At 68.9% G+C, this 18,026-nt stretch carries 17 protein-coding genes; 10 read left to right on the top strand and 7 right to left on the bottom strand.

The annotated features are described in order from the left end of the window. Window positions 1-6: 6 nt before the first annotated feature. The 4 genes from SCNU_RS14695 (at window position 7) to SCNU_RS14680 (ending at window position 4,926) form a co-directional block, all read left to right on the top strand. Window positions 7-2,016: an acetyl/propionyl/methylcrotonyl-CoA carboxylase subunit alpha gene (locus SCNU_RS14695; protein ID WP_040518546.1), complete on the top strand. Its 2,010-nt coding sequence runs from the start codon at window positions 7-9 to the stop codon at window positions 2,014-2,016. Between the two features lie 178 nt (window positions 2,017-2,194). Further along, entirely contained in the window at window positions 2,195-3,352 is a 1,158-nt protein-coding gene (locus SCNU_RS14690; RefSeq protein WP_009680176.1) for an acyl-CoA dehydrogenase family protein, read from the top strand. 183 nt (window positions 3,353-3,535) lie between these two features. Then, window positions 3,536-4,330 (top strand): enoyl-CoA hydratase family protein, encoded by a 795-nt coding sequence (locus SCNU_RS14685; protein WP_009680175.1) that lies wholly within the window; start codon window positions 3,536-3,538, stop codon window positions 4,328-4,330. After that, entirely contained in the window at window positions 4,327-4,926 is a 600-nt protein-coding gene (locus SCNU_RS14680) for a TetR/AcrR family transcriptional regulator (protein ID WP_009680174.1), read from the top strand. The genes SCNU_RS14685 and SCNU_RS14680 overlap by 4 nt, the downstream gene beginning before the upstream one ends. A gap of 24 nt (window positions 4,927-4,950) precedes the next feature. Here SCNU_RS14680 and SCNU_RS14675 read toward each other — a convergent pair whose 3' ends face one another. Continuing rightward, window positions 4,951-5,451, bottom strand: coding sequence for a hypothetical protein (locus SCNU_RS14675; protein ID WP_009680173.1), 501 nt, complete (start codon window positions 5,449-5,451; stop codon window positions 4,951-4,953). Window positions 5,452-5,522: 71 nt separating this feature from the next. Then, window positions 5,523-6,029, bottom strand: a complete 507-nt coding sequence (locus SCNU_RS14670) for a hypothetical protein (RefSeq protein ID WP_139026037.1) — start codon at window positions 6,027-6,029, stop codon at window positions 5,523-5,525. A gap of 167 nt (window positions 6,030-6,196) precedes the next feature. Between SCNU_RS14670 and SCNU_RS14665 the strand changes: the two genes are divergently transcribed. Next, window positions 6,197-6,709, top strand: coding sequence for a flavin reductase family protein (locus SCNU_RS14665; RefSeq protein WP_009680171.1), 513 nt, complete (start codon window positions 6,197-6,199; stop codon window positions 6,707-6,709). Window positions 6,710-6,725: 16 nt separating this feature from the next. Here SCNU_RS14665 and SCNU_RS14660 read toward each other — a convergent pair whose 3' ends face one another. From SCNU_RS14660 to SCNU_RS14645, 4 genes are all read right to left on the bottom strand, one after another. Then, window positions 6,726-8,087, bottom strand: a complete 1,362-nt coding sequence (locus tag SCNU_RS14660; RefSeq protein ID WP_009680170.1) for an MFS transporter — start codon at window positions 8,085-8,087, stop codon at window positions 6,726-6,728. Window positions 8,088-8,308: 221 nt separating this feature from the next. Then, complete coding sequence (locus tag SCNU_RS14655; protein WP_009680169.1) at window positions 8,309-9,418, bottom strand: NDMA-dependent alcohol dehydrogenase; 1,110 nt, start codon at window positions 9,416-9,418, stop codon at window positions 8,309-8,311. A gap of 24 nt (window positions 9,419-9,442) precedes the next feature. After that, window positions 9,443-10,942: an aldehyde dehydrogenase family protein gene (locus SCNU_RS14650; RefSeq protein ID WP_009680168.1), complete on the bottom strand. Its 1,500-nt coding sequence runs from the start codon at window positions 10,940-10,942 to the stop codon at window positions 9,443-9,445. A 142-nt stretch (window positions 10,943-11,084) separates the two neighbouring features. Then, a complete protein-coding gene (locus SCNU_RS14645) occupies window positions 11,085-12,695 on the bottom strand; it encodes a helix-turn-helix domain-containing protein (RefSeq protein WP_040518517.1) in 1,611 nt (536 codons plus the stop codon). A gap of 89 nt (window positions 12,696-12,784) precedes the next feature. Between SCNU_RS14645 and SCNU_RS14640 the strand changes: the two genes are divergently transcribed. The 3 genes from SCNU_RS14640 (at window position 12,785) to SCNU_RS14630 (ending at window position 15,002) form a co-directional block, all read left to right on the top strand. After that, window positions 12,785-13,669, top strand: coding sequence for an exodeoxyribonuclease III (locus SCNU_RS14640; RefSeq protein WP_009680166.1), 885 nt, complete (start codon window positions 12,785-12,787; stop codon window positions 13,667-13,669). Between the two features lie 84 nt (window positions 13,670-13,753). Further along, on the top strand, window positions 13,754-14,269 hold the full coding sequence (locus SCNU_RS14635) for a hypothetical protein (RefSeq protein ID WP_009680165.1): 516 nt from the start codon (window positions 13,754-13,756) through the stop codon (window positions 14,267-14,269). 181 nt (window positions 14,270-14,450) lie between these two features. Continuing rightward, the gene (locus tag SCNU_RS14630) at window positions 14,451-15,002 is read left to right on the top strand and encodes a lipocalin family protein (protein WP_009680164.1); all 552 of its coding nucleotides are present in this window, start codon (window positions 14,451-14,453) and stop codon (window positions 15,000-15,002) included. Between the two features lie 57 nt (window positions 15,003-15,059). Here SCNU_RS14630 and SCNU_RS14625 read toward each other — a convergent pair whose 3' ends face one another. After that, complete coding sequence (locus SCNU_RS14625; protein ID WP_009680163.1) at window positions 15,060-16,415, bottom strand: TIGR01777 family oxidoreductase; 1,356 nt, start codon at window positions 16,413-16,415, stop codon at window positions 15,060-15,062. 173 nt (window positions 16,416-16,588) lie between these two features. On the opposite strand from SCNU_RS14625, the gene SCNU_RS14620 reads away from it, so the two are divergent. Together SCNU_RS14620 and SCNU_RS14615 are read left to right on the top strand one after the other, a co-directional pair. Continuing rightward, entirely contained in the window at window positions 16,589-17,533 is a 945-nt protein-coding gene (locus SCNU_RS14620; RefSeq protein WP_009680162.1) for an SDR family NAD(P)-dependent oxidoreductase, read from the top strand. A gap of 14 nt (window positions 17,534-17,547) precedes the next feature. After that, window positions 17,548-17,991, top strand: a complete 444-nt coding sequence (locus SCNU_RS14615) for an SRPBCC family protein (RefSeq protein WP_009680161.1) — start codon at window positions 17,548-17,550, stop codon at window positions 17,989-17,991. Window positions 17,992-18,026 lie beyond the last annotated feature (35 nt).

The raw sequence follows: 18,026 nt of genomic DNA, 5'->3' as shown, positions 1-18,026 counted from the left end.
CTGCACATGAGTAATGCAATCACTTCTGTTCTGGTGGCCAACCGCGGCGAGATCGCGAGCCGGGTGTTCGCCACGTGCGTCTCGATGGGATTGAACACCGTTGCGGTGTACTCCGATCCCGATGCCGACGCGCCGCACGTGCGTGCCGCGGACGCGGCGGTGCGTCTGCCGGGCTCGACGTCGGCCGAGACCTACCTGCGCGGGGACGAGATCATCGCCGCCGCGCAGACCGCGGGTGCCGATGCGATTCATCCCGGTTACGGGTTTCTTTCGGAGAACGCGGAGTTCGCGCAGGCCGTGTCGGACGCGGGGCTGACCTGGATCGGTCCGCCGCCCGCCGCGATCCGCGCCATGGGCTCCAAGGTCAACGCGAAGGCGCTGATGGACGAGGCCGGGGTGCCGGTGCTCAAGGACATCGATCCGGAGTCGGTGACCGCCGACGAGCTTCCGCTGCTGATCAAGGCCTCCGCAGGCGGAGGCGGTCGTGGCATGCGGATCGTGCGGGACCTGGCGGAGCTGAGTGACGCCGTCGCCGCGGCTCGCCGCGAGGCGGAATCGGCGTTCGGCGATCCGACCGTCTTCTGCGAACCGTACGTCGAACGTGGGCATCACATCGAGGTGCAGGTGATGGCCGACGATCACGGCGAGGTCTGGGCCGTCGGCGAACGTGAGTGCTCGATTCAGCGCCGTCATCAGAAGGTGGTCGAGGAGGCGCCGGCACCGCTGGTCGAACGGGTAGGCGGAGACATGCGCGAGCGGCTCTTCGCCGCGGCGCGCAAGGCGGTCGAGTCGATCGGTTACCGCGGCGCGGGCACGGTCGAGTTCCTGGCGGACGAGAACGGCAAGTTCTTCTTCCTGGAGACGAACACGCGCCTGCAGGTGGAGCATCCGGTCACCGAACTCACCACCGGGGTCGATCTGGTGGAGTGGCAGCTGCGCGTCGCGATGGGCGAGCCGCTCGGTGAGGCGCCGGTGGCGGCGGCCGCGGGCGGGTTCGGACACTCCATCGAAGTGCGTCTCTACGCGGAGGATCCTGCGCACGACTGGCAGCCGCAGTCGGGCAGGGTGGTCCGGATCGATCTGCCCGCCACAACGCGGTTCGGGCTTCTGGAGCGGCCGGGCGTCCGCGTCGACTCGGGCATCACCGACGGCAGCGAGATCTCGACGTTCTACGATCCGATGCTCGCCAAGGTGATCTCGTGGGCCCCGGATCGAGCACAGGCCGCGGCCATCCTGGCCCGGGCGCTCTCGGACGCTCGCATCCACGGTTTGGTGACCAACCGGGACATGCTCGTGAACACGCTGCGCGAGAAGGACTTCCTGGCCGGCCACACCGACACCGGATACCTGAGCGAGGAGCGGGTGGGGGAGTTGTCCGCGCCCCTCGCCGGCGAGGGCGCCGATCTGGTGGCCGCGACCGCGGCCGCGCTGGCGCAGTCGGCGCGCAACCGGGCGACGGCGACCGCGGTGCCTGCCGCGCCGTCGGGCTGGCGCAACCTGGCGTCCGACTACCAGCGCAAGACCTACGTCGCCGCCGACGGCGCCGAGATCGTCGCGCGATACCGCGTGGCGCGTGACGGCTCGGTAGAACTGCCGGATCTCGACGGAGTGACGGTCGAGTCGGTGACGCCGGACGTCGTCGTGCTGACCCGAGCGGGTGTCGTGCGGCGCTATCAGGTGAGCACGGTCGGCGACCAGGTGTTCGTCGACTGGCCGGGCGCCTCGGTGACGCTCACGCGCGCACCGCGGTTCATCGACCCGGCCGCCGTGCAGCGGCCCGGATCGCTGTTGGCGCCGATGCCCGGTTCGGTGATCCGGGTGGCCGTCGCCGAGGGCGATCGGGTGACCGCGGGCCAGCCGCTGCTGTGGCTGGAGGCGATGAAGATGGAGCACACCATCAGCGCGCCGTCGGACGGTGTGGTCTCGGTGCTGGCCGTCGAGGAAGGCCGTCAGCTCGCCGTCGGAGACGTACTGGCGGTCATCGACGATGACGCGGAGTCCAGGTCGGTCGAGTAGTCCAGGTTGGTCGAGTAGTCGTCGAGCCGCTAGGCGAGACGGCGTATCGAGACCCGCTTCGCCGGCAGATCTCGATACGCCCTCGGCTAGCGCCTCGGGCTACTCGATCAACCTGGGGCCGTGTCCCACCCAACGTGATCATCAGAGACCAGAACTCACTACCCATTGAAGGAGCCCCATGAGTTTCAGCGAGACCGAAGAACAGATCGCACTGCGCGAGGCGGTGGCCGCACTGGTGACCAAGTACGGGCACCAGTACTTCACCGATTGCGCGAGGCAGGGCCGCAAGACCGACGAACTGTGGAACGAGGCGGGCCGGCTCGGATTCATCGGCGTCAACCTCCCGGAGGAGTACGGCGGTGGCGGTGCCGGGATGTACGAGCTCGCGATCGTGATGGAGGAGATGGCAGCCGGCGGCAGCGGCCTGCTGATGATGGTCGTCTCTCCGGCGATCTGCGGCAACATCATCGCCCGGTTCGGTACCGACGAGCAGAAGCAGCGGTGGATCCCCGGACTCGCCGACGGTTCGATCACCATGGCGTTCGGCATCACCGAACCCGACGCCGGATCCAACTCGCATCAGATCACCACCACGGCGCGACGCGACGGCGACGAGTGGATCCTCAACGGCCGCAAGGTCTTCATCTCCGGTGTCGATCAGGCGCAGGCCGTCTTGATCGTCTCGCGTACCGAGGACGCCAAGACCGGTCGGCTCAAGCCCGCGCTGTTCATCGTGCCGACCGATGCGCCGGGCTTCGAATATCAGGTCATCGACATGGAGATGGTGAACCCGGAGAAACAGTTCACCCTGTTCCTCGACGACGTCCGGTTGCCGTCCGACGCGCTCGTCGGCTCCGAGGACGCGGCCCTCAGCCAGCTGTTCGCCGGACTGAACCCGGAGCGGATCATGGCGTCCGCGTCGGCCGTCGGCATGGGCCGCTACGCGCTCGACCGCGCCGTCGAGTACGCGAACGACCGCACGGTGTGGAAGACGCCGATCGGTGCGCATCAGGCGATCGCACATCCGTTGGCGCAGGGCAAGATCGAGCTGGAGATGGCCAAGTTGATGATGCAGAAGGCCGCCACCCTGTACGACGCGGGCGACGACTGGGGCGCGGCCGTGCCCGCCAACATGGCGAAGTATGCGGCGGGTGAGGCGACGGCGAAGATCGTCGATCAGGCGATCCAGACGCTCGGCGGCAACGGACTCACGATGGAGTACGGGCTCGCTGCGATGCTGCCGCTCTCGCGCCTGACGCGGATCGCCCCGGTGAGCCGCGAGATGATCCTGAACTTCGTCGCGCAGACTTCGCTGGGTCTGCCGAAATCGTATTGATCGCCGGCTGTCGCCGACAACTCGGCATGGTCGGCGGCGCATCGGCATCCGGGCTGGAACGAGGGGATGGGCGGGGAGATTCCGACGAGCTCTTCGCAGGGACGAGGCGCTAGCCGAGGAGGAATCTCCCCGCCCGTCCCCGGCGCACCTCGCCGAGAACCTGAACACTGAAAGGGCCAGACAATGACCGACGACCTCCTCGTCCGCACGAGCGTCGACGCCTCCGTTCTCACAGTCATGCTGGATTCCCCAGCCAATCGCAATGCGCTCAGCGCTGCGCTCGTCGCGCAGCTGCAGACCGCGTTCGACGCGGCCGTCGACGAGTCCATCCGCGCCGTCGTCCTCACCCACACCGGCGGAACGTTCTGCGCCGGCGCCGATCTCGGCGAGGCCCTCAAGCGTGGGCTCAGTCCGGAGGAGGCGACGGCTGAGGGCGGCAAGGCGATGGTCGGGCTGATCCGGACGATCCTCGAACTCGACAAGCCGGTGATCGTCGTCGCCGACGGGCATGTGCGGGCGGGGGGACTCGGCCTGGTCGGTGCCGCCGACATCGCGCTGGTCGGGCCGGCGGCGACCTTCGCCCTCACCGAGTCCCGACTCGGGCTGGCGGCATCGATCATCTCGATCCCGCTGCTGGCCAAGATGACGGCGCGCTCGGCGGGCCGCTACTTCCTGACCGGCGAGAAGTTCGGCGGGCGACGAGCACAGGAGATCGGTCTGGTCACGTCCGCGTGGGACACCGCCGAGGATCTGGCCGCCGATCTCGATGCTGTGCTCGAGGGCATCCGGAAGGCCTCGCCGCAGGGGCTTTCGATCAGCAAGAAGCTGACGACCGCCGCGCTTCTCGACGGCTTCGACGAGGCCGCGACGGCGCGCGCGGAGGAGTCGATGAAGCTGTTCGCCTCCGACCAGGCCCGTGAGGGAATGACGGCCTTCCTCAGCAAGCGCAGGCCCGAATGGGACACTAGTCGCGAATGAACGCACCGCTTCGAGAACCACAGCAGGACCGCTCCCGGGCCACCCGGGAGCGGCTGCTGGCGTCCACCGTCGACCTGCTGGCCACCCGGGGCTGGGCCGCGACGACCGTGGCGAAGGTGGCAGAGGATGCGGGCGTCTCGCGCGGTGCGGCGCAACATCACTTCCCGACCAGGGAGGCGTTGTTCACCGCGGTGATCGAGCAGATGTACGACAACATGACCGCCGAGGCCGGTGCGGCTCTGGCCGAGCTGCCCACCGGACCCGACAGCATCGCCGCGGTGGTCGCTCAGGCGGTCGCGATCTACACCGGCAAGCCCTTCAAAGCCGCGTTGCAGGTGTGGTCGGCCGCCGCGTCCGACCCCGCCCTCGGCGAGGTCATCCGGCCGCTCGAGCTCAAGCTGGGTCGCGCGGCCCACAAGCTGGTCGTCGCCGGACTGGATCCGGACGGCTCCAGGCCTCAGGCTCACCGGCTCGCGCAGATCACGCTGGACCTGGCCCGCGGCTTCGGTCTCGCCGACACATTGACCGACGACTCGCGTCGTCGGGCCGGCGTCCAGGCCGCATGGGTCGAGCAATTGACCGTCGCTCTGGGGTAGGAGCGGACTCCAGCGCGGGGCGACTCAGGCGGCGCAGGGCGACGTCGCAACGACGCTCAGTACGTATTTCCCCGAGGGCAGGGTCGCGGCTCGCACAGTCACCGCGTAGTCGACGGCGTCGCGGTAAGTTGCGCTCCCGGGTGGCTCGGGGTCGGGTCGAGTCCAGGGCTGTCGGTGGAAGTCCTGCCGGGTGAGCCCGGCTGCGCGAGTCAGCGTCGCGGAAACGAGGGCGCCGTCGGGGTCATCGACCATCCACTCCTTTCGGATCCGATACGGCGGACCCACGCTCTCGCCTGCGTCGCCGGTGTTGCAGCCGAGCCGCGTCGCGGCGTCGATCGACGTGGTCGACGGCCGACCGGACACCTGCTCGACGAGCTCGGTGACTCGGGCGTCGGCATCGTCGAGCCGTATCGACGGCGGTGGAACCGTTTGCGCGAACGGCGACGGGACGGCGTCGCAACCGGTTAGGGCGGCGCCGCCCGCGCACAGCAGGACGACGATTCGTGGCAGTCGTCGTCCCGGCATTCGTCGACTGTGGCATAGGTCGACGTCGCGGTCGTTCGAACAGCGTGTTTCGAGATTCGGGCGGAGCGCGGTCAGGCGTGTGACAGCACCTGCAGCACGATGACCGCGCCGGCGAGCGCCGCCTCGATCGCGAGCAGGCCGAGCTGCTGCTGCCAGGTGATACCGACTCGGCGCACCGCGCTCCAACAGATCAGCACGAGTGCGACCGTCAGCGCGATCGTAGACGCGAGCAGTGCTGCGTCCACGTCCCAATCGGTGATCCATGCGATCGCCAGGAAGATGAACGGCAGCGTGACCGACGACAGCGCACCGAAACTGGTCCGCACCGCACGGAAGAACTCATGGCGGGTCATCAGGCTGCCGTGGACCACCGGATGCGCCAGGATGTCGGCGGTGAAGACGGCCAGCACCGTGCCGCCGAGGGTGATCGCGAGGGTCACGAACGCGGCCAGGTCCGTGACACCGCCGTGCATGCGGATGGCGAGCGTCACCGACAGAGTCGCGAAGATCAGGTAGATCGACTCCTTCAGATGCGCAGCACGTTCCTCACGAGTCGGCTGTGGACGCGTGCCGGGCATGAGCTGATGGTAGTCGGAGTGCGCCGGAGCGGCGGTGATACGTCGTGGTACGACGGGGATCGGGCCGCCGTGCACGGAGCGCCCCACGGCTGTCGGATCTGAACGCTAACGTGGCGGACATGATCACGATGACTTCGCTCGTCGACCACGTCGCGTTCGACTGACCGATGGCTGGTGCGGATGGCCACTCGGCCTTCGAGGAGATGATGACGACCGTCGAGTCGCCGGTCTATCTCGTCACGACCGTCGCTGGAGACCGGCGGTCCGGATGCCTCGTCGGCTTCGCGGCCCAGATGAGCATCGATCCCTCGCGGTTCGTTCTGGGGATCTCGCGGGCGAACCACACGCATGCGGTGGCCGCCGAGGCGGACCATCTCGCAGTGCACGTGGTGGGCCGCGACCACCTGGACCTGGTCCGGCTGTTCGGGTCCGAGACCGGCGACGAGATCGACAAGTTCGATCGATGCTCGTGGACCGAGGGGCCGTTCGGATTGCCCGTCCTCACTGATGCCGGGATCTGGTTCGCCGGTCGAGTGCTGGACCGGATCGACGTCGGCGGCGACCACACCTGTTATGTGCTCGAACCCGTCGGCGGTGCGATTCCCGGACACTCCGCGGTTCGCGGCGATTGGGTCGGCGCCGCCGACGTCGACCAGCTCGATCCAGGGCATCAGGCCTGAACGCGGTGGGCGGCGGTCAGACCGAGGCCGAGGAGATCTTCGCGGTCAGATCGCGGCCGCGGGATTCGCGGATGATCGCGATGCCGACGAGCGAGCACAGGGCGCCGACGATCATCGTCAGGCTCAGCGGCACGCTCGATCCGTCGGCCGCAGCGACAAGCGAGGTGGCGATCATGGGAGTGAAACCGGCGCCGATCAGACTCGCCAGCTGGTAGCCCATCGACACGCCGGTGTAGCGGACGCCGGTGCCGAACATCTCCGACAGCATCGGGGCGAGGGGCGCGTAGAGGGCGTTCTGAATCGCGATGCCGATCATCAGGCCGACCGTCAGGATCACGACCGACCCGGTGTTGACCATTGCGTACATCGGGAAGGCGAACGCGATGGCGCAGATCGCGCCCGTCAGGCTCACCGTCCGTCGACCGATTCGGTCGGACAGCGCGGAGAACAGCGGAATGCACACCAGACCCACGGCGGAGGTGAAAAGGCCGGCCCGCACCACGTCGGCCTTGTCGTAGCCGATCGACGGTCCGTACGCGAGGATGTGCGAGCTGATCAGCGCAGTCAGGACGAAGGGGCCGATGCCAACCGCGGTGGCGAGGATCAGCGCACGCGGCCGGGCGAGGATCTGGAGGGCCGGGATCTTCTCCGTCTTGTCCTGCTCGGCCTTTTCGGTGGCCTCCTGGAACACCGGGCTCTCGACGACGCTGAGGCGCACATAGAGGCCGATGGCCAAGAGCAGGGCGCTGAGCAGGAAGGGAATGCGCCAGCCCCAGCTCATGAAGCTGCTGTCGGGGAGCATCGTGACGACGACGACCGCGGCGGTGGCGGCGAGCGAGCCAAGCGGGGAGCCCATCTGCATGACGCCTGCCCACGTGCCGCGTTTGTTCGACTCGGCATGCTCGATCACCATCAGCGCGGCTCCGCCCCATTCACCGCCTACCGCGATGCCCTGCACGATGCGCAGCGCGACGAGCAGGATGGGTGCCGCGACTCCGATGGTCGCGTAGGTGGGAAGGACGCCGATCAGGAAACTCGCCGCGCCCATCATCGACATCGACAGGATGAGCATGGTCTTGCGTCCGAGTCGGTCACCGAAGTGCCCGAAGATCACGCCGCCGAGCGGGCGTGCCACATAGCCGGCGGCCAGCGTTCCGAACGCGGCGATCGTCGACACCGCGCCGCTCGCGCTGGGGAAGTACAACTCGCCGAAGACCAGCGCCGCCATCGTGCTGTAGAGCAGGAAGTCGTAGTACTCGATGACGGTACCCAGCAGGCTGGACAGCGCCACGCGGCGGATCTGCTGGAAGCCGCCCTCCGGGGAGTCGATGCGGCGGTCGGGGTCGGCCGATGGTTGCGGGGTTCGGATAGCGCTCACGGGGGATCCCTTCCGAGCTGTTCGGATGACGGAGGGTTGACTCGATGTCGTTCAATCAGTCGACACTTCGATCGCTAACCAAGCAAGCGCTAGTTCCGGTCAGCGGAACTTGTCGTATCATCCGAGCGGTCGTCGGGCATCCCCGCCGGTGCCGATCGTGTGCATGGAACCGCGGGCTCACCGGCGGTCGGACGCCGATGAGCCCGCGGGCTCGGGGTGGGTCAGGCGTGCATGATCACGCCGCGGATGTTCTTGCCGTCGCGGAGATCCTGGTAGCCCTTGTTGACGTCTTCGAGTGAGTAGCGCTGGGTGACGAGTTCGTCGAGCTTCAGCTCGCCGGCGTCGTACAGCCGCAGCAGCTTGACGATGTCGTACTGCGGGTTCATCGAGCCGAACAGCGAGCCCATGATCGTCTTCTGGTTCAGCGTGAGATCGGCGCCGGACACTTGGACGGTCAGTTTGGCGGGATCGGCGAGTCCGGTGATGACCACCTTGCCGCCCTTGCCGATGACGGCTGTCGCGGCCTGGACCACCGGGACGTCGACGGTGCCGACCAGGACCAGCGCGGCGTCGGCGCCCTGGCCCCACGTCAACTCCGAGACCTTCTCCTGGGCCTCCTCGGCGGTGGCGAAGGCATGCGTCGCCCCGAACTTCAGCGCCTCGGTGCGCTTCATCTCGACCGGGTCGACGACCACCACGTACTTGCAGCCCGCGCCGACCGCGCCCTGGACCGCGTTGATACCGAGTCCACCGATCCCGTAGATCACGGCGGTGTCACCCGCCCGCAGATTGCCCGCGTTGACTGCGGTTCCCCAGCCGGACGGGACACCGCAGCCGACCAGTACCGCGGTCTCGAGCGGCAGCCAGTCGTCGACCTTGACCACCGAATGCTGCGAGATGGTGGCGTACTCGGAGAAGGTGCCGAGCATGCACATGGCGCCGAAGTCCTGGCCGTTCGCGTGGAAGCGGAAGGTCCCGTCGGGCATCGACCCCTCGAGGATGGTGGCACCCATGTCACACAGGTTCTGGCGACCGGTGGAACAGTAGCGGCAGGTGCCGCAGTTCGGGATGAAACTGCAGACCACGTGATCGCCGGGCTTGACCTTGGTGACGCCGGGCCCGACCTCTTGGATGATGCCGGATCCCTCGTGTCCGCCGACGATGGGATAGCGCGGCGGGAGGTCGCCGTCGGTGAGATGCAGGTCGGAGTGGCACAGGCCGGCGGCGGTGTACTTGATCAGGACTTCGCCCGCGCCGGGTCCGTCGAGATCGAGTTCCATCAGCTCGAACGGCTTGCCGGGCTCCAGCAGGACTGCGGCTTTGGTCTTCATGAGTTTCTCCTGGTGTGCGGCGAGTCAGAGGGCGATGTTGACGGATTTGGTCTGGGTGTAGAGGTCGAGCGCGGAGTCGCCGAGTTCGCGGCCCCAGCCCGACTGCTTGAAGCCGCCGAACGGGAGGGCGGTGTCGAAGCCGTTGTACTGGTTCACCCAGACCGATCCGGCCTTCACCGCGGCGGCGGTGCGGTGGGCCTTCGAGATGTCCTTGGTCCAGATGCCGGCGGCGAGGCCGTAGATCGAATCGTTCGCGGCGCGGGCGACGTCGTCCTCGTCGTCGAACGGAAGGGCGGCGACGACCGGACCGAAGATCTCCTCCTCGACGATCGAGTACTCCGGCTTCACGTCGACGAAGACGGTCGGCTCGATGAAGTAGCCCTGATCGCCCCAGCGCTTGCCGCCGGTGAGGGCGCGGGCGCCGTCGGCCAGACCCTCGTTGATGTAGCGGGAGACGCGGTCGAACTGTTCCTGCGAGACCAGCGGTCCGAGCTCGGTGGTCGGGTCGAGTCCCGGTCCGATCTTGGCCTGCGACGCGGCGTCGGCGACAGCCTGCGTGAACTCGTCGAAGATGCTGCGCTGCACGAACAGCCGGGTGCCCGCGACGCAGCACTGGCCGTGGTTAAACATCCACGCGGCCACCGATCCGGCGACCGCGGCCTCGATGTCGGCGTCGGCGTACACGATGTTCGGGCTCTTGCCGCCGAGCTCGAGGGAGACCTTCTTCAAGTTGCCGGTGGCGGCCTGCACGATCTTCTTGCCGACCTCGGTGGAGCCGGTGAACGCCACCTTGTCGACGTCCATGTGCGCCGACAGTGCGGCACCCGCCTCGCCGAAACCGGTGACGACGTTGACCACGCCGGGCGGGAAGCCTGCCTCCTCGAAGACCTGGGCCAGCATCAGTGCGCTGAGCGGCGTCTGCTCGGCAGGCTTCAACACGACGGTGTTGCCCGCGGCGAGCGCCGGGGCGAGCTTCCACGTGGCCATCAGGATCGGGAAGTTCCACGGGATGATCTGCCCGCACACGCCGAGGGACTCTCGGCGGGTGTAGGCGTGGAACTCGGCGTCCGGTCCGGCGAACGGCATCGACGGGGTGATCGACGCGCCCTTGATCTTGGTTGCCAGGCCGGCGTTGTACCGCCACACGTCGGCGGACCAGCCGACGTCGACGGCGGTGGCGATGGCGACGGACTTGCCGTTGTCGAGGGCCTCGAGCTGACCGAAGATCTGGGCGCGCTCGGACAGGATGTCGCCGACGCGCCAGATCAGACGCTCGCGCTCGTTCGGCTTCATTCGACCCCACGGGCCCTCGTAGGCGGCGCGGGCGGCGGCGACCGCCCGGTCGATGTCGGTGGCGTCGCCGTGCGGGACATTGGTGATGGTCTGGCCGGTCGCGGGATCGACGGTGGCGAACGTGCGGCCGGACGCGGCGTCGACCCACTGTCCGCCGATGAGCATCTGGCGGTCGCGGGAGACGAAGTCGGCGACCTCGGGAAGCAGGGCGGAGTCGAGCGTTGCGGTCATGGGACCCTCCTGGTGCGCGTGTGATGGTTCTGCCGCCTGTGATGTGGACCACTGCGCGGCGTGCATCATTTATCGCCCGTTTCCAGGGGGTGTGCGTGTGCAGAAATTGAACAGCGCGGGTGGACGGTGCTGGACGGTCGGGTCAGCGTCCGATGCCCAGCGCCCGGATCCGCGCGTACAGCGTGGTCCGGGAGACGCCCAGGGCCTTCGCGGCGTGGGACTTGTTGCCCGAGGCGGCGTCGAGCGCGTCGATGATCGCCTGCCGCTCCGCCTGCTCCATGCCCATCAAGCGGGAGGCGCGGGTGGATCCGCGGTACTCGGCGGGCAGGTCGGCGGCGGTCACCAGGCGGGAGCCGCGCGCCAGGACCGCCGCGGCGGCCTCGTCGAGCACGATCGACAGCTCGGTCAGGTTGCCCGGCCACTCCTGGCAGACCAGGGCGTCGGCGGCGTCGGATCCGAGCTCCAGCTGGGAATCGATCCGCTCGACGAGTTCCTGTCCGATGGCGGCGATCTCACTGGTCCGCTGGCGCAGCGGCGGCAGCGTGATCCGGCTGCGGCAGCGGCCGAGCACCGCGGCGAGGGAGGACGAACCACCCGTTGCAGGTTCCGAGATGACGACGATCGGCGGCCTGCCCGGCTCGTACGTCGCGATCGCCGTCTGGAGGAGGCGGAGCGAGCGGTCGTCGAGGAGGTCGGCGCCGTCGATCACCAGTCCGGTCTCCCGCGACCGCGCTTCTCGGATCGCGCCGGCGAGGTCCGGGACGGTGCCGTCGAGCAGGCGGGCGGCGACGTCGAGCAGCACTCGATCGGCCGGGACCAGGGCTTCGGCGCGAGAACTGCGACCGGTTCCCGGCTCGCCGCAGATCGCGATCGACGCCACGTCGGTGGTCGTGGGGGCCGCCAGGACGGAAGCCTGGTCGTGATCCAAGCGCGGGCGCAGACGGAAGACGGCCGCGTGCCGGACACCCGGGAGACGGTCGACGGCGACGTCGGCGACGATCCCCGACACCAGCGTCATGGTGCGGTCGCGAGAGGAACCCCCGTGGACCATCATGCGCAGGGTGCCGAAGTCGCCCGGGCCCAGCAGACCGGCCGCGAGAGTGTTGGTGAGCTGCAGGTCGTCGCCCACCGCGGCGACCGCGACGTCGCGCCGCCGGGATGCCTTCTCGAACGCCGCGACGACGGCCCGGTGCTCGGCGTGGGAGCGGTTCAGCAGTCGCTCGGCGATGTCGTCGACGAGCCCGCGGACCAGCGGCACCGACAGCGGGTTGATGCGGGGCGCGATCTCCGTCATGCAGATCACGCCCGCCACGCGGCGGGTGGCGGGGTGGATGATCGGTCGGCCGAAGCAGCTCAGCCTCCGGAACTGCTCCAGGTAGTGCTCGCCGCCGTTGATGACGACGTCGCCGCGGACCTCCGCGGTGGTGCCGAGGGCGGTCGTGCCCATCGCCTCCTCGTCGAAGGCGGCGCCATCGACGGCACCGGAGTCGGCGAGATGCCGCTCCAGGGTGGTGTCCGCGGACACCCGGGCCACCATCCGACTCTGGTCGTCGACCAGCAGCAGCGCCGTCTTGGTTCCGCCGAGTACCTCGGCCGCGCGCGCGAGCACGGGCCGCGCGGCGTCGAGGAGCGGGTCGGCGGCGGCGATGTCGGAGAGCGTCGGGACGGGACGATCATCGGGCTCCAGGCCCGACGACTGCACGCGCCGCCACGATGCGGCGATCACGTCGCGCTGGGGGAGCTGGGTTGTCACGGGTCTACTGTGACACGGATTACAGGTGTCGGGCTAGAAGGGCGGTGCGGGTTCCGAGTCCGCTCGCGGCCCCGACTACGGTGACCGGTATGCGCCTGGCGACCTGGAACGTGAACTCTGTCAAGCAGCGGGTACCGCGACTTCTGCCCTGGTTGGACGACCGTCAGCCCGACGTCGTGTGCCTGCAGGAGACCAAGGTGTCCGACGAGGCGTTCGCCGCCGAGCTCGGCGACGAGCTCGCGGCGCGCGGCTACGAGTTCGCGCACGCCGGGCAGGGGCAGTGGAACGGTGTCGCCCTGCTGAGCAGGGTGGGGCTCGACGACGTCCGCGTCGCGTTCCCGGACGCTCCCGGATTCCCCGACACGACCGGTGAGCCGGAGGGACGCGCCGTGTCCGCAGTCTGCGACGGTGTGCGCGTCTACTCGGTGTACGTGCCGAACGGCCGCGAAGTGGACTCCGACCACTACAACTACAAGTTGAACTGGCTGGAGAAGCTGCGGCTGGCCGTCGAGCCCGACGCCGATACGACCGTCATCTGCGGCGACTACAACATCATTCCGACCGACGCCGACTGCTTCGACCCGGAGGCCTTCGTCGGCCACACCCACGTGACGCCGGCGGAACGCGAGGCCTTCGAGGCGCTCAAGGCTCTCGGTCTGCACGACGTGATGCGCGACCACTGGCCCGACAAGCAGATCTACACCTACTGGGACTACCGCGCGGGGATGTTCCACAAGGACCTCGGCATGCGAATCGACTTCCTCCTCGCCGGCGGTTCGGTGGCCGAGCGCGCGAAGGCGTCGTGGGTGGACCGGCAGGCGCGCAAGGGCACCAAGCCCAGCGACCATGCACCGGTCTTCCTCGACCTGGACGTCGCACCTGACGGCGACGTGGGTCCGGTGGTTCCGCCGCCGTCGCGGCCCTCGAAGCCTGCCGCAGGCTCGGTGAAGCTGCCGCACACGATCGGCGACTGAGAAGCCGGGACCCGGCACCACCTCCGTCGGTCGGACGCACGACACCCCTCCACACCGCCGTCACCAGCGGATACGGTCGAGCACATGGGACTCTTCGACAAGCTGACCGGCACCAAGAAACCTGCCGCCGGAACCCCCGCGCGCAGCCCGCAGGAGGTCGCGAACGCCATCATGGCGGTGAATCGTCCGACGGCGCCCTTCCAGATCCGACCGGCCCGGTCCGACGAGGGCTGCGACTTCGTTGCCGAATGGCGGATCGTCGACGCCCGCTGGTACGAAGTCTTCGCGAAGGCGTCGCTGACCTCGGTCTTCCAGATCCTCCTGAAGCTGGATCCCGCGCAGCACGAGGTCCGTGCCGTCGACCGTGAGTGGACCGTCGAATGGCGCGCGGGGGTGCCGTCGCTGTCGATGAAGGCCGAGGCCTTCCGCGGGCAGAAGGTGGAGGCGTCGTTCGGGACCGCGTACGCGTTCACCGAGCAGGGCCAGTACGGCCAGGTGTACAACTATCGGTTCCGCACCGGGGAGATCAAAGAGCCGATCCAGGACGCCGTGACCGGCGCCGGGTGGACGTACAAGGGCGTGTCGTTCGGGAAGCTCTGACGGCGCAGTCGTCACCCATCCGAATCAGATCCGTCTCCGAATCCTTGATGGCGTCCGTCTTCGTCGACGCCGCCGCGGAAATGTCGCACCACAGGATCAGGAGACCGCCATGTCAGCCCCGACCGCACCAGTCACTATTCGTCGAGCCCGAGGCGGCCTGAGACGACGCGCCCTCGCGATCATGCTTACTGCCGTCGCGTGTACCGCCGCAGTCCCCGCGGCAGCCGATGCGGCGTCACCCGCGCCGTTCGCCGGGTTCGACCTGTCGGAGTACCTGGGCACCTGGCATCAGCTGGCGGCCGTTCCGCAGGCGTTCAACCTGGTCTGCGCACGTGACACCCAGGCGCGGTACTCGCTCAGCCCGCGTGGCGCTGTCACGGTTCGCAATTCGTGCACCACGTGGACCGGGCAGAAGAACCGGATCAAGGGCACCGCCACCGTGCTGGACACGAAGACCGACGCACGGCTGCATGTGAGCTTCCCGGGCATCCCGAATCCGGATCGCGGGCGCGCCAACTACATCGTGACCGCAGTGGGACCGGACTACTCGTGGGCGCACGTCACCGATTCGCGCCGGGGCTCAGGGTTCGTCCTCTCCCGTACGCCGTCGCTGTCCTCGAAGCAATGGTCCGCCGTCCGACGCGCCATCGCGCGAGCAGGCAACGACGACTGCCTGTATCTGACGTCGCCGACGACCGGTGGCTTCGAGCAGATCCGCCGACTCTGCGACTGATCTCTCCGACCGTCGCACGCCGAGGTCGTCGTGAAGGCGACCTCGGCGTGCAGCGGCTCAGTGCATGCGACCCAACTGGTGCCGGAGGCAGGCCTCGAGCGATCCCCTGCGGAACCGATGTCCCCGGTCGGCGAGCGCTGCGGGCACCGCGCGCTGGTCGGCCAGCGCCAGCTCGCGGGCGCCCTGGTCACCGAGAATCAGCCGTGGGCCGAGCGCGGGCGTCGGCAGCAGCGCAGGCCGCCGCAACACCGATGCGAGAGTCTTCGCGTACTCGGTCCCGGTGACGGGTTCCGGAGCCGTCGCGTTCACCGGGCCGGACAGGTCGGCGTCGTACAGTGCGCGGTGATAGACGTCGACGAGGTCGTCCAGGTCGATCCACGACAGCACCTGCTTCCCGCTGCCCAGACGACCGCCGAGACCCGCCGTGAACAGCGGACGCTGGATCTGCAGGGTGCCCCCGCGCGGGCTCTGGACGATGCCGGTCCGCACCTGCACGGTCCGGAGACCGCCCTGCGCTGCGGGCGCAGTCGCCTCCTCCCACGACCGCACGACGTCTGCGAGGAAGTCGTCGCCGGAGGCGGCGCTCTCGTCGAGCGTCTCGTCAGGCCGTTCGTGCCCGTAGAAGCCGATCGCCGAGGCGCTGATGAACACCGTCGGTCCGTCCGTGGCGCCGACGGCCGCGTCCGCGAGGCGGCGCGTCGGTCCGACGCGGCTGTCGCGCACCGCGGCACGGTGCCGGTCCGTGAATCGGCCGGCGATCGGGGCTCCCGCGAGATGGATCACCGCGTCGACCCCGTCGAGCAGGTCGGCGGCCGGGGCGTCGGGGTCCCACCGACGTTCGTCACGGCTCCGCGGGTCGTGGCGAACGAGGCGGATCACCCGATGGCCGCCGGTGGTGAGGAACGCGCAGAGTTGGGAGCCGACCATTCCGGAGGCGCCGCTGACCGCCACCACCGACGGTGCCAGACCGGCAGCGCGGGCCGATGTGTGGGAGGCGAGGTCGTCGGCCAGCTGCCGGTGCCGATAGCGGAAGGTGGACCGCAGCAGCGTACCGGGTACGGCGGTGTGGACCCGATCGGTGAGGCGGGTGGTGGTCGCGCTCTCTTCGGTGAACACGTGCTCATGCCTCCACGGACCGGACAGCAGGGCGGGAAGGGTGGCGATCCCGTCGGAGATCCGCTCGTCGACGAACCGATGCGGCGGGTCGTACTCATCGACGAGATGCTGCGCGCGCCATCGCAATCCGCCGGGCAGACCGAGGATCGCGTGCCCGTCGGCGATCGACGACGCCTCGCGGACCGCCCGCATCGGCTGCCACGGCGGGAGCAGCCGCAGCAATGCTCCCCGGCGTTCGTGCCATGCGAAGACCTCGTCGATCGGGGCATCGAGAAGGACGGTGTGCTCAAAGCTCATCTGGGTTCCTTACCAGTGGTGGTTCGACGCTGATTCATGACGCTGAGTGATTCGGAGCCGATGCTCACCCGGATCGCCTGACGTCATCCACCTGAGACACCGAGGACCGATCCGAAGCGGCGACCGCTCCGAATGACTGCAGTGTCCGGACAACGGAAAGGCATGGAACACCGATGAAACTGCTCGACACAGCACTCGACCGAGCGGTGGTCGCCGGTTACTCGCGGGTGGGGTACCGGGTGCGCGCGGCGTCGTGGCCCGACGACGATCCTCAACCGGAAGTGCTGACCGGGAGGACCGTGGTGGTGACGGGCGCGACCTCCGGCATCGGCGCGGCCATCGCCGCCGGCGCACTGGCGCTGGGCGGTCGAGTGATCCTGGTGGGACGGGATCGCGAACGCGCCGACCGTGTCCGCGCCGACCTCGAGGCACGACGACCCCACGCCCGGGTCAGTATCGAACTCGGCGACATGTCGGACCCCCACGACGTCGACGATCTGGCTGCCCGGCTCGCCGAAGACTCCGTCGACGTCGTAGTGCACAACGCGGGCGTGATGCCCCCTACGCGCACCGAGTCTCCGGACGGGCACGAACTGTCGCTGGCGACCCACGTCCTCGGCCCGATCCGACTCACCGAACGACTGCTCCCGCAGCTCGCGGCGAGCTCGGACGCGCGGGTGATCTTCATGTCGTCCGGCGGCATGTACACCGCGGCGCTGCCGGTCGGTGACATCGACTACCGGTCCGGCGAATACCGCGGTGCGCGGGCCTACGCGCGGAGCAAACGGATCCAGACCGAGATGGTGCCGATCCTCGCCGAGCGGTGGGCGGACGCGAGCGTCATGACGGCGGGCATGCATCCTGGCTGGGTCGACACCCCCGGGGTCGCCGAGTCGCTGCCACGCTTCGGACGCGCGATGGGTCCGCTGCTGCGCACCGTAGAGCAGGGCGCTGACACCGCGGTCTGGCTGGCGGCGACCGCCCCGAGACCTCCGACCGGCCGCTTCTGGCACGACCGCCGCCCGCGCCCGATGAACTACCGGCTGCTGTCGGGAGAAACGAACGAGGCCGACCGTCGCGCCGTCTGGAACGACGTCCTCGCGGCCGCCGGACTCTGAGGAGGAACACAGCCATGATCAGCATGCAGCGCACCGTCACGACGACGGCCCCGGCCGTCGCCGTCTTCGATTACCTGGCGGACTTCACCAACGCCGAACAGTGGGACCCGAACGCAGTGAAGGTGATTCGGCTGTCCGACGACGCCGGCACGCCGAGCGGCGATGTCGTCTACCGCGTCACCAGTCGGTTCGCCGGTCGCGAGACCGACCTCGACTACCGGCTCGTCGACCTGCAGCCGCACACGTTGATCCGCTTGCGCGGGGAGAAGCCCGCGGTGACCGCGGTCGACACCATTCGGATCGAGCCGCGACCGGACGGCACCGCCGTCACCTATGCGGTGGAGTTCGACTTCCACGGGGTGTTCGGCCTGCTTGCGCCGCTGCTGCGCCCCGCGGTCCGCAGGCTGCTGGAACAGGGTGCCGTCGGTCTGTCGGAGGAACTTGCCCGCCTGGGATGATCGGCGTCGGTCGAGCGGGGAAGGGGAGCGGCGCG

The organism is Gordonia neofelifaecis NRRL B-59395, from assembly GCF_000192435.1.
Lineage (GTDB): Bacteria > Actinomycetota > Actinomycetes > Mycobacteriales > Mycobacteriaceae > Gordonia > Gordonia neofelifaecis.
Note: the sequence above shows the minus strand (reverse complement) of the source record. Positions and strands in the feature narration are given on the sequence as shown.

What these genes read in the sequence shown, in the direction of transcription:
- SCNU_RS14695 (WP_040518546.1), top strand. Translation starts at nt 7, where the DNA reads ATGAGTAATGCAATCACTTCTGTTCTGGTGGCCAACCGCGGCGAGATC.
- SCNU_RS14690 (WP_009680176.1), top strand. Translation starts at nt 2,195, where the DNA reads ATGAGTTTCAGCGAGACCGAAGAACAGATCGCACTGCGCGAGGCGGTG.
- SCNU_RS14685 (WP_009680175.1), top strand. Translation starts at nt 3,536, where the DNA reads ATGACCGACGACCTCCTCGTCCGCACGAGCGTCGACGCCTCCGTTCTC.
- SCNU_RS14680 (WP_009680174.1), top strand. Translation starts at nt 4,327, where the DNA reads ATGAACGCACCGCTTCGAGAACCACAGCAGGACCGCTCCCGGGCCACC.
- SCNU_RS14675 (WP_009680173.1), bottom strand. Translation starts at nt 5,451, where the DNA reads ATGCCGGGACGACGACTGCCACGAATCGTCGTCCTGCTGTGCGCGGGC.
- SCNU_RS14670 (WP_139026037.1), bottom strand. Translation starts at nt 6,029, where the DNA reads ATGCCCGGCACGCGTCCACAGCCGACTCGTGAGGAACGTGCTGCGCAT.
- SCNU_RS14665 (WP_009680171.1), top strand. Translation starts at nt 6,197, where the DNA reads ATGGCTGGTGCGGATGGCCACTCGGCCTTCGAGGAGATGATGACGACC.
- SCNU_RS14655 (WP_009680169.1), bottom strand. Translation starts at nt 9,418, where the DNA reads ATGAAGACCAAAGCCGCAGTCCTGCTGGAGCCCGGCAAGCCGTTCGAG.
- SCNU_RS14650 (WP_009680168.1), bottom strand. Translation starts at nt 10,942, where the DNA reads ATGACCGCAACGCTCGACTCCGCCCTGCTTCCCGAGGTCGCCGACTTC.
- SCNU_RS14640 (WP_009680166.1), top strand. Translation starts at nt 12,785, where the DNA reads ATGCGCCTGGCGACCTGGAACGTGAACTCTGTCAAGCAGCGGGTACCG.
- SCNU_RS14635 (WP_009680165.1), top strand. Translation starts at nt 13,754, where the DNA reads ATGGGACTCTTCGACAAGCTGACCGGCACCAAGAAACCTGCCGCCGGA.
- SCNU_RS14630 (WP_009680164.1), top strand. Translation starts at nt 14,451, where the DNA reads ATGCTTACTGCCGTCGCGTGTACCGCCGCAGTCCCCGCGGCAGCCGAT.
- SCNU_RS14625 (WP_009680163.1), bottom strand. Translation starts at nt 16,415, where the DNA reads ATGAGCTTTGAGCACACCGTCCTTCTCGATGCCCCGATCGACGAGGTC.
- SCNU_RS14620 (WP_009680162.1), top strand. Translation starts at nt 16,589, where the DNA reads ATGAAACTGCTCGACACAGCACTCGACCGAGCGGTGGTCGCCGGTTAC.
- SCNU_RS14615 (WP_009680161.1), top strand. Translation starts at nt 17,548, where the DNA reads ATGATCAGCATGCAGCGCACCGTCACGACGACGGCCCCGGCCGTCGCC.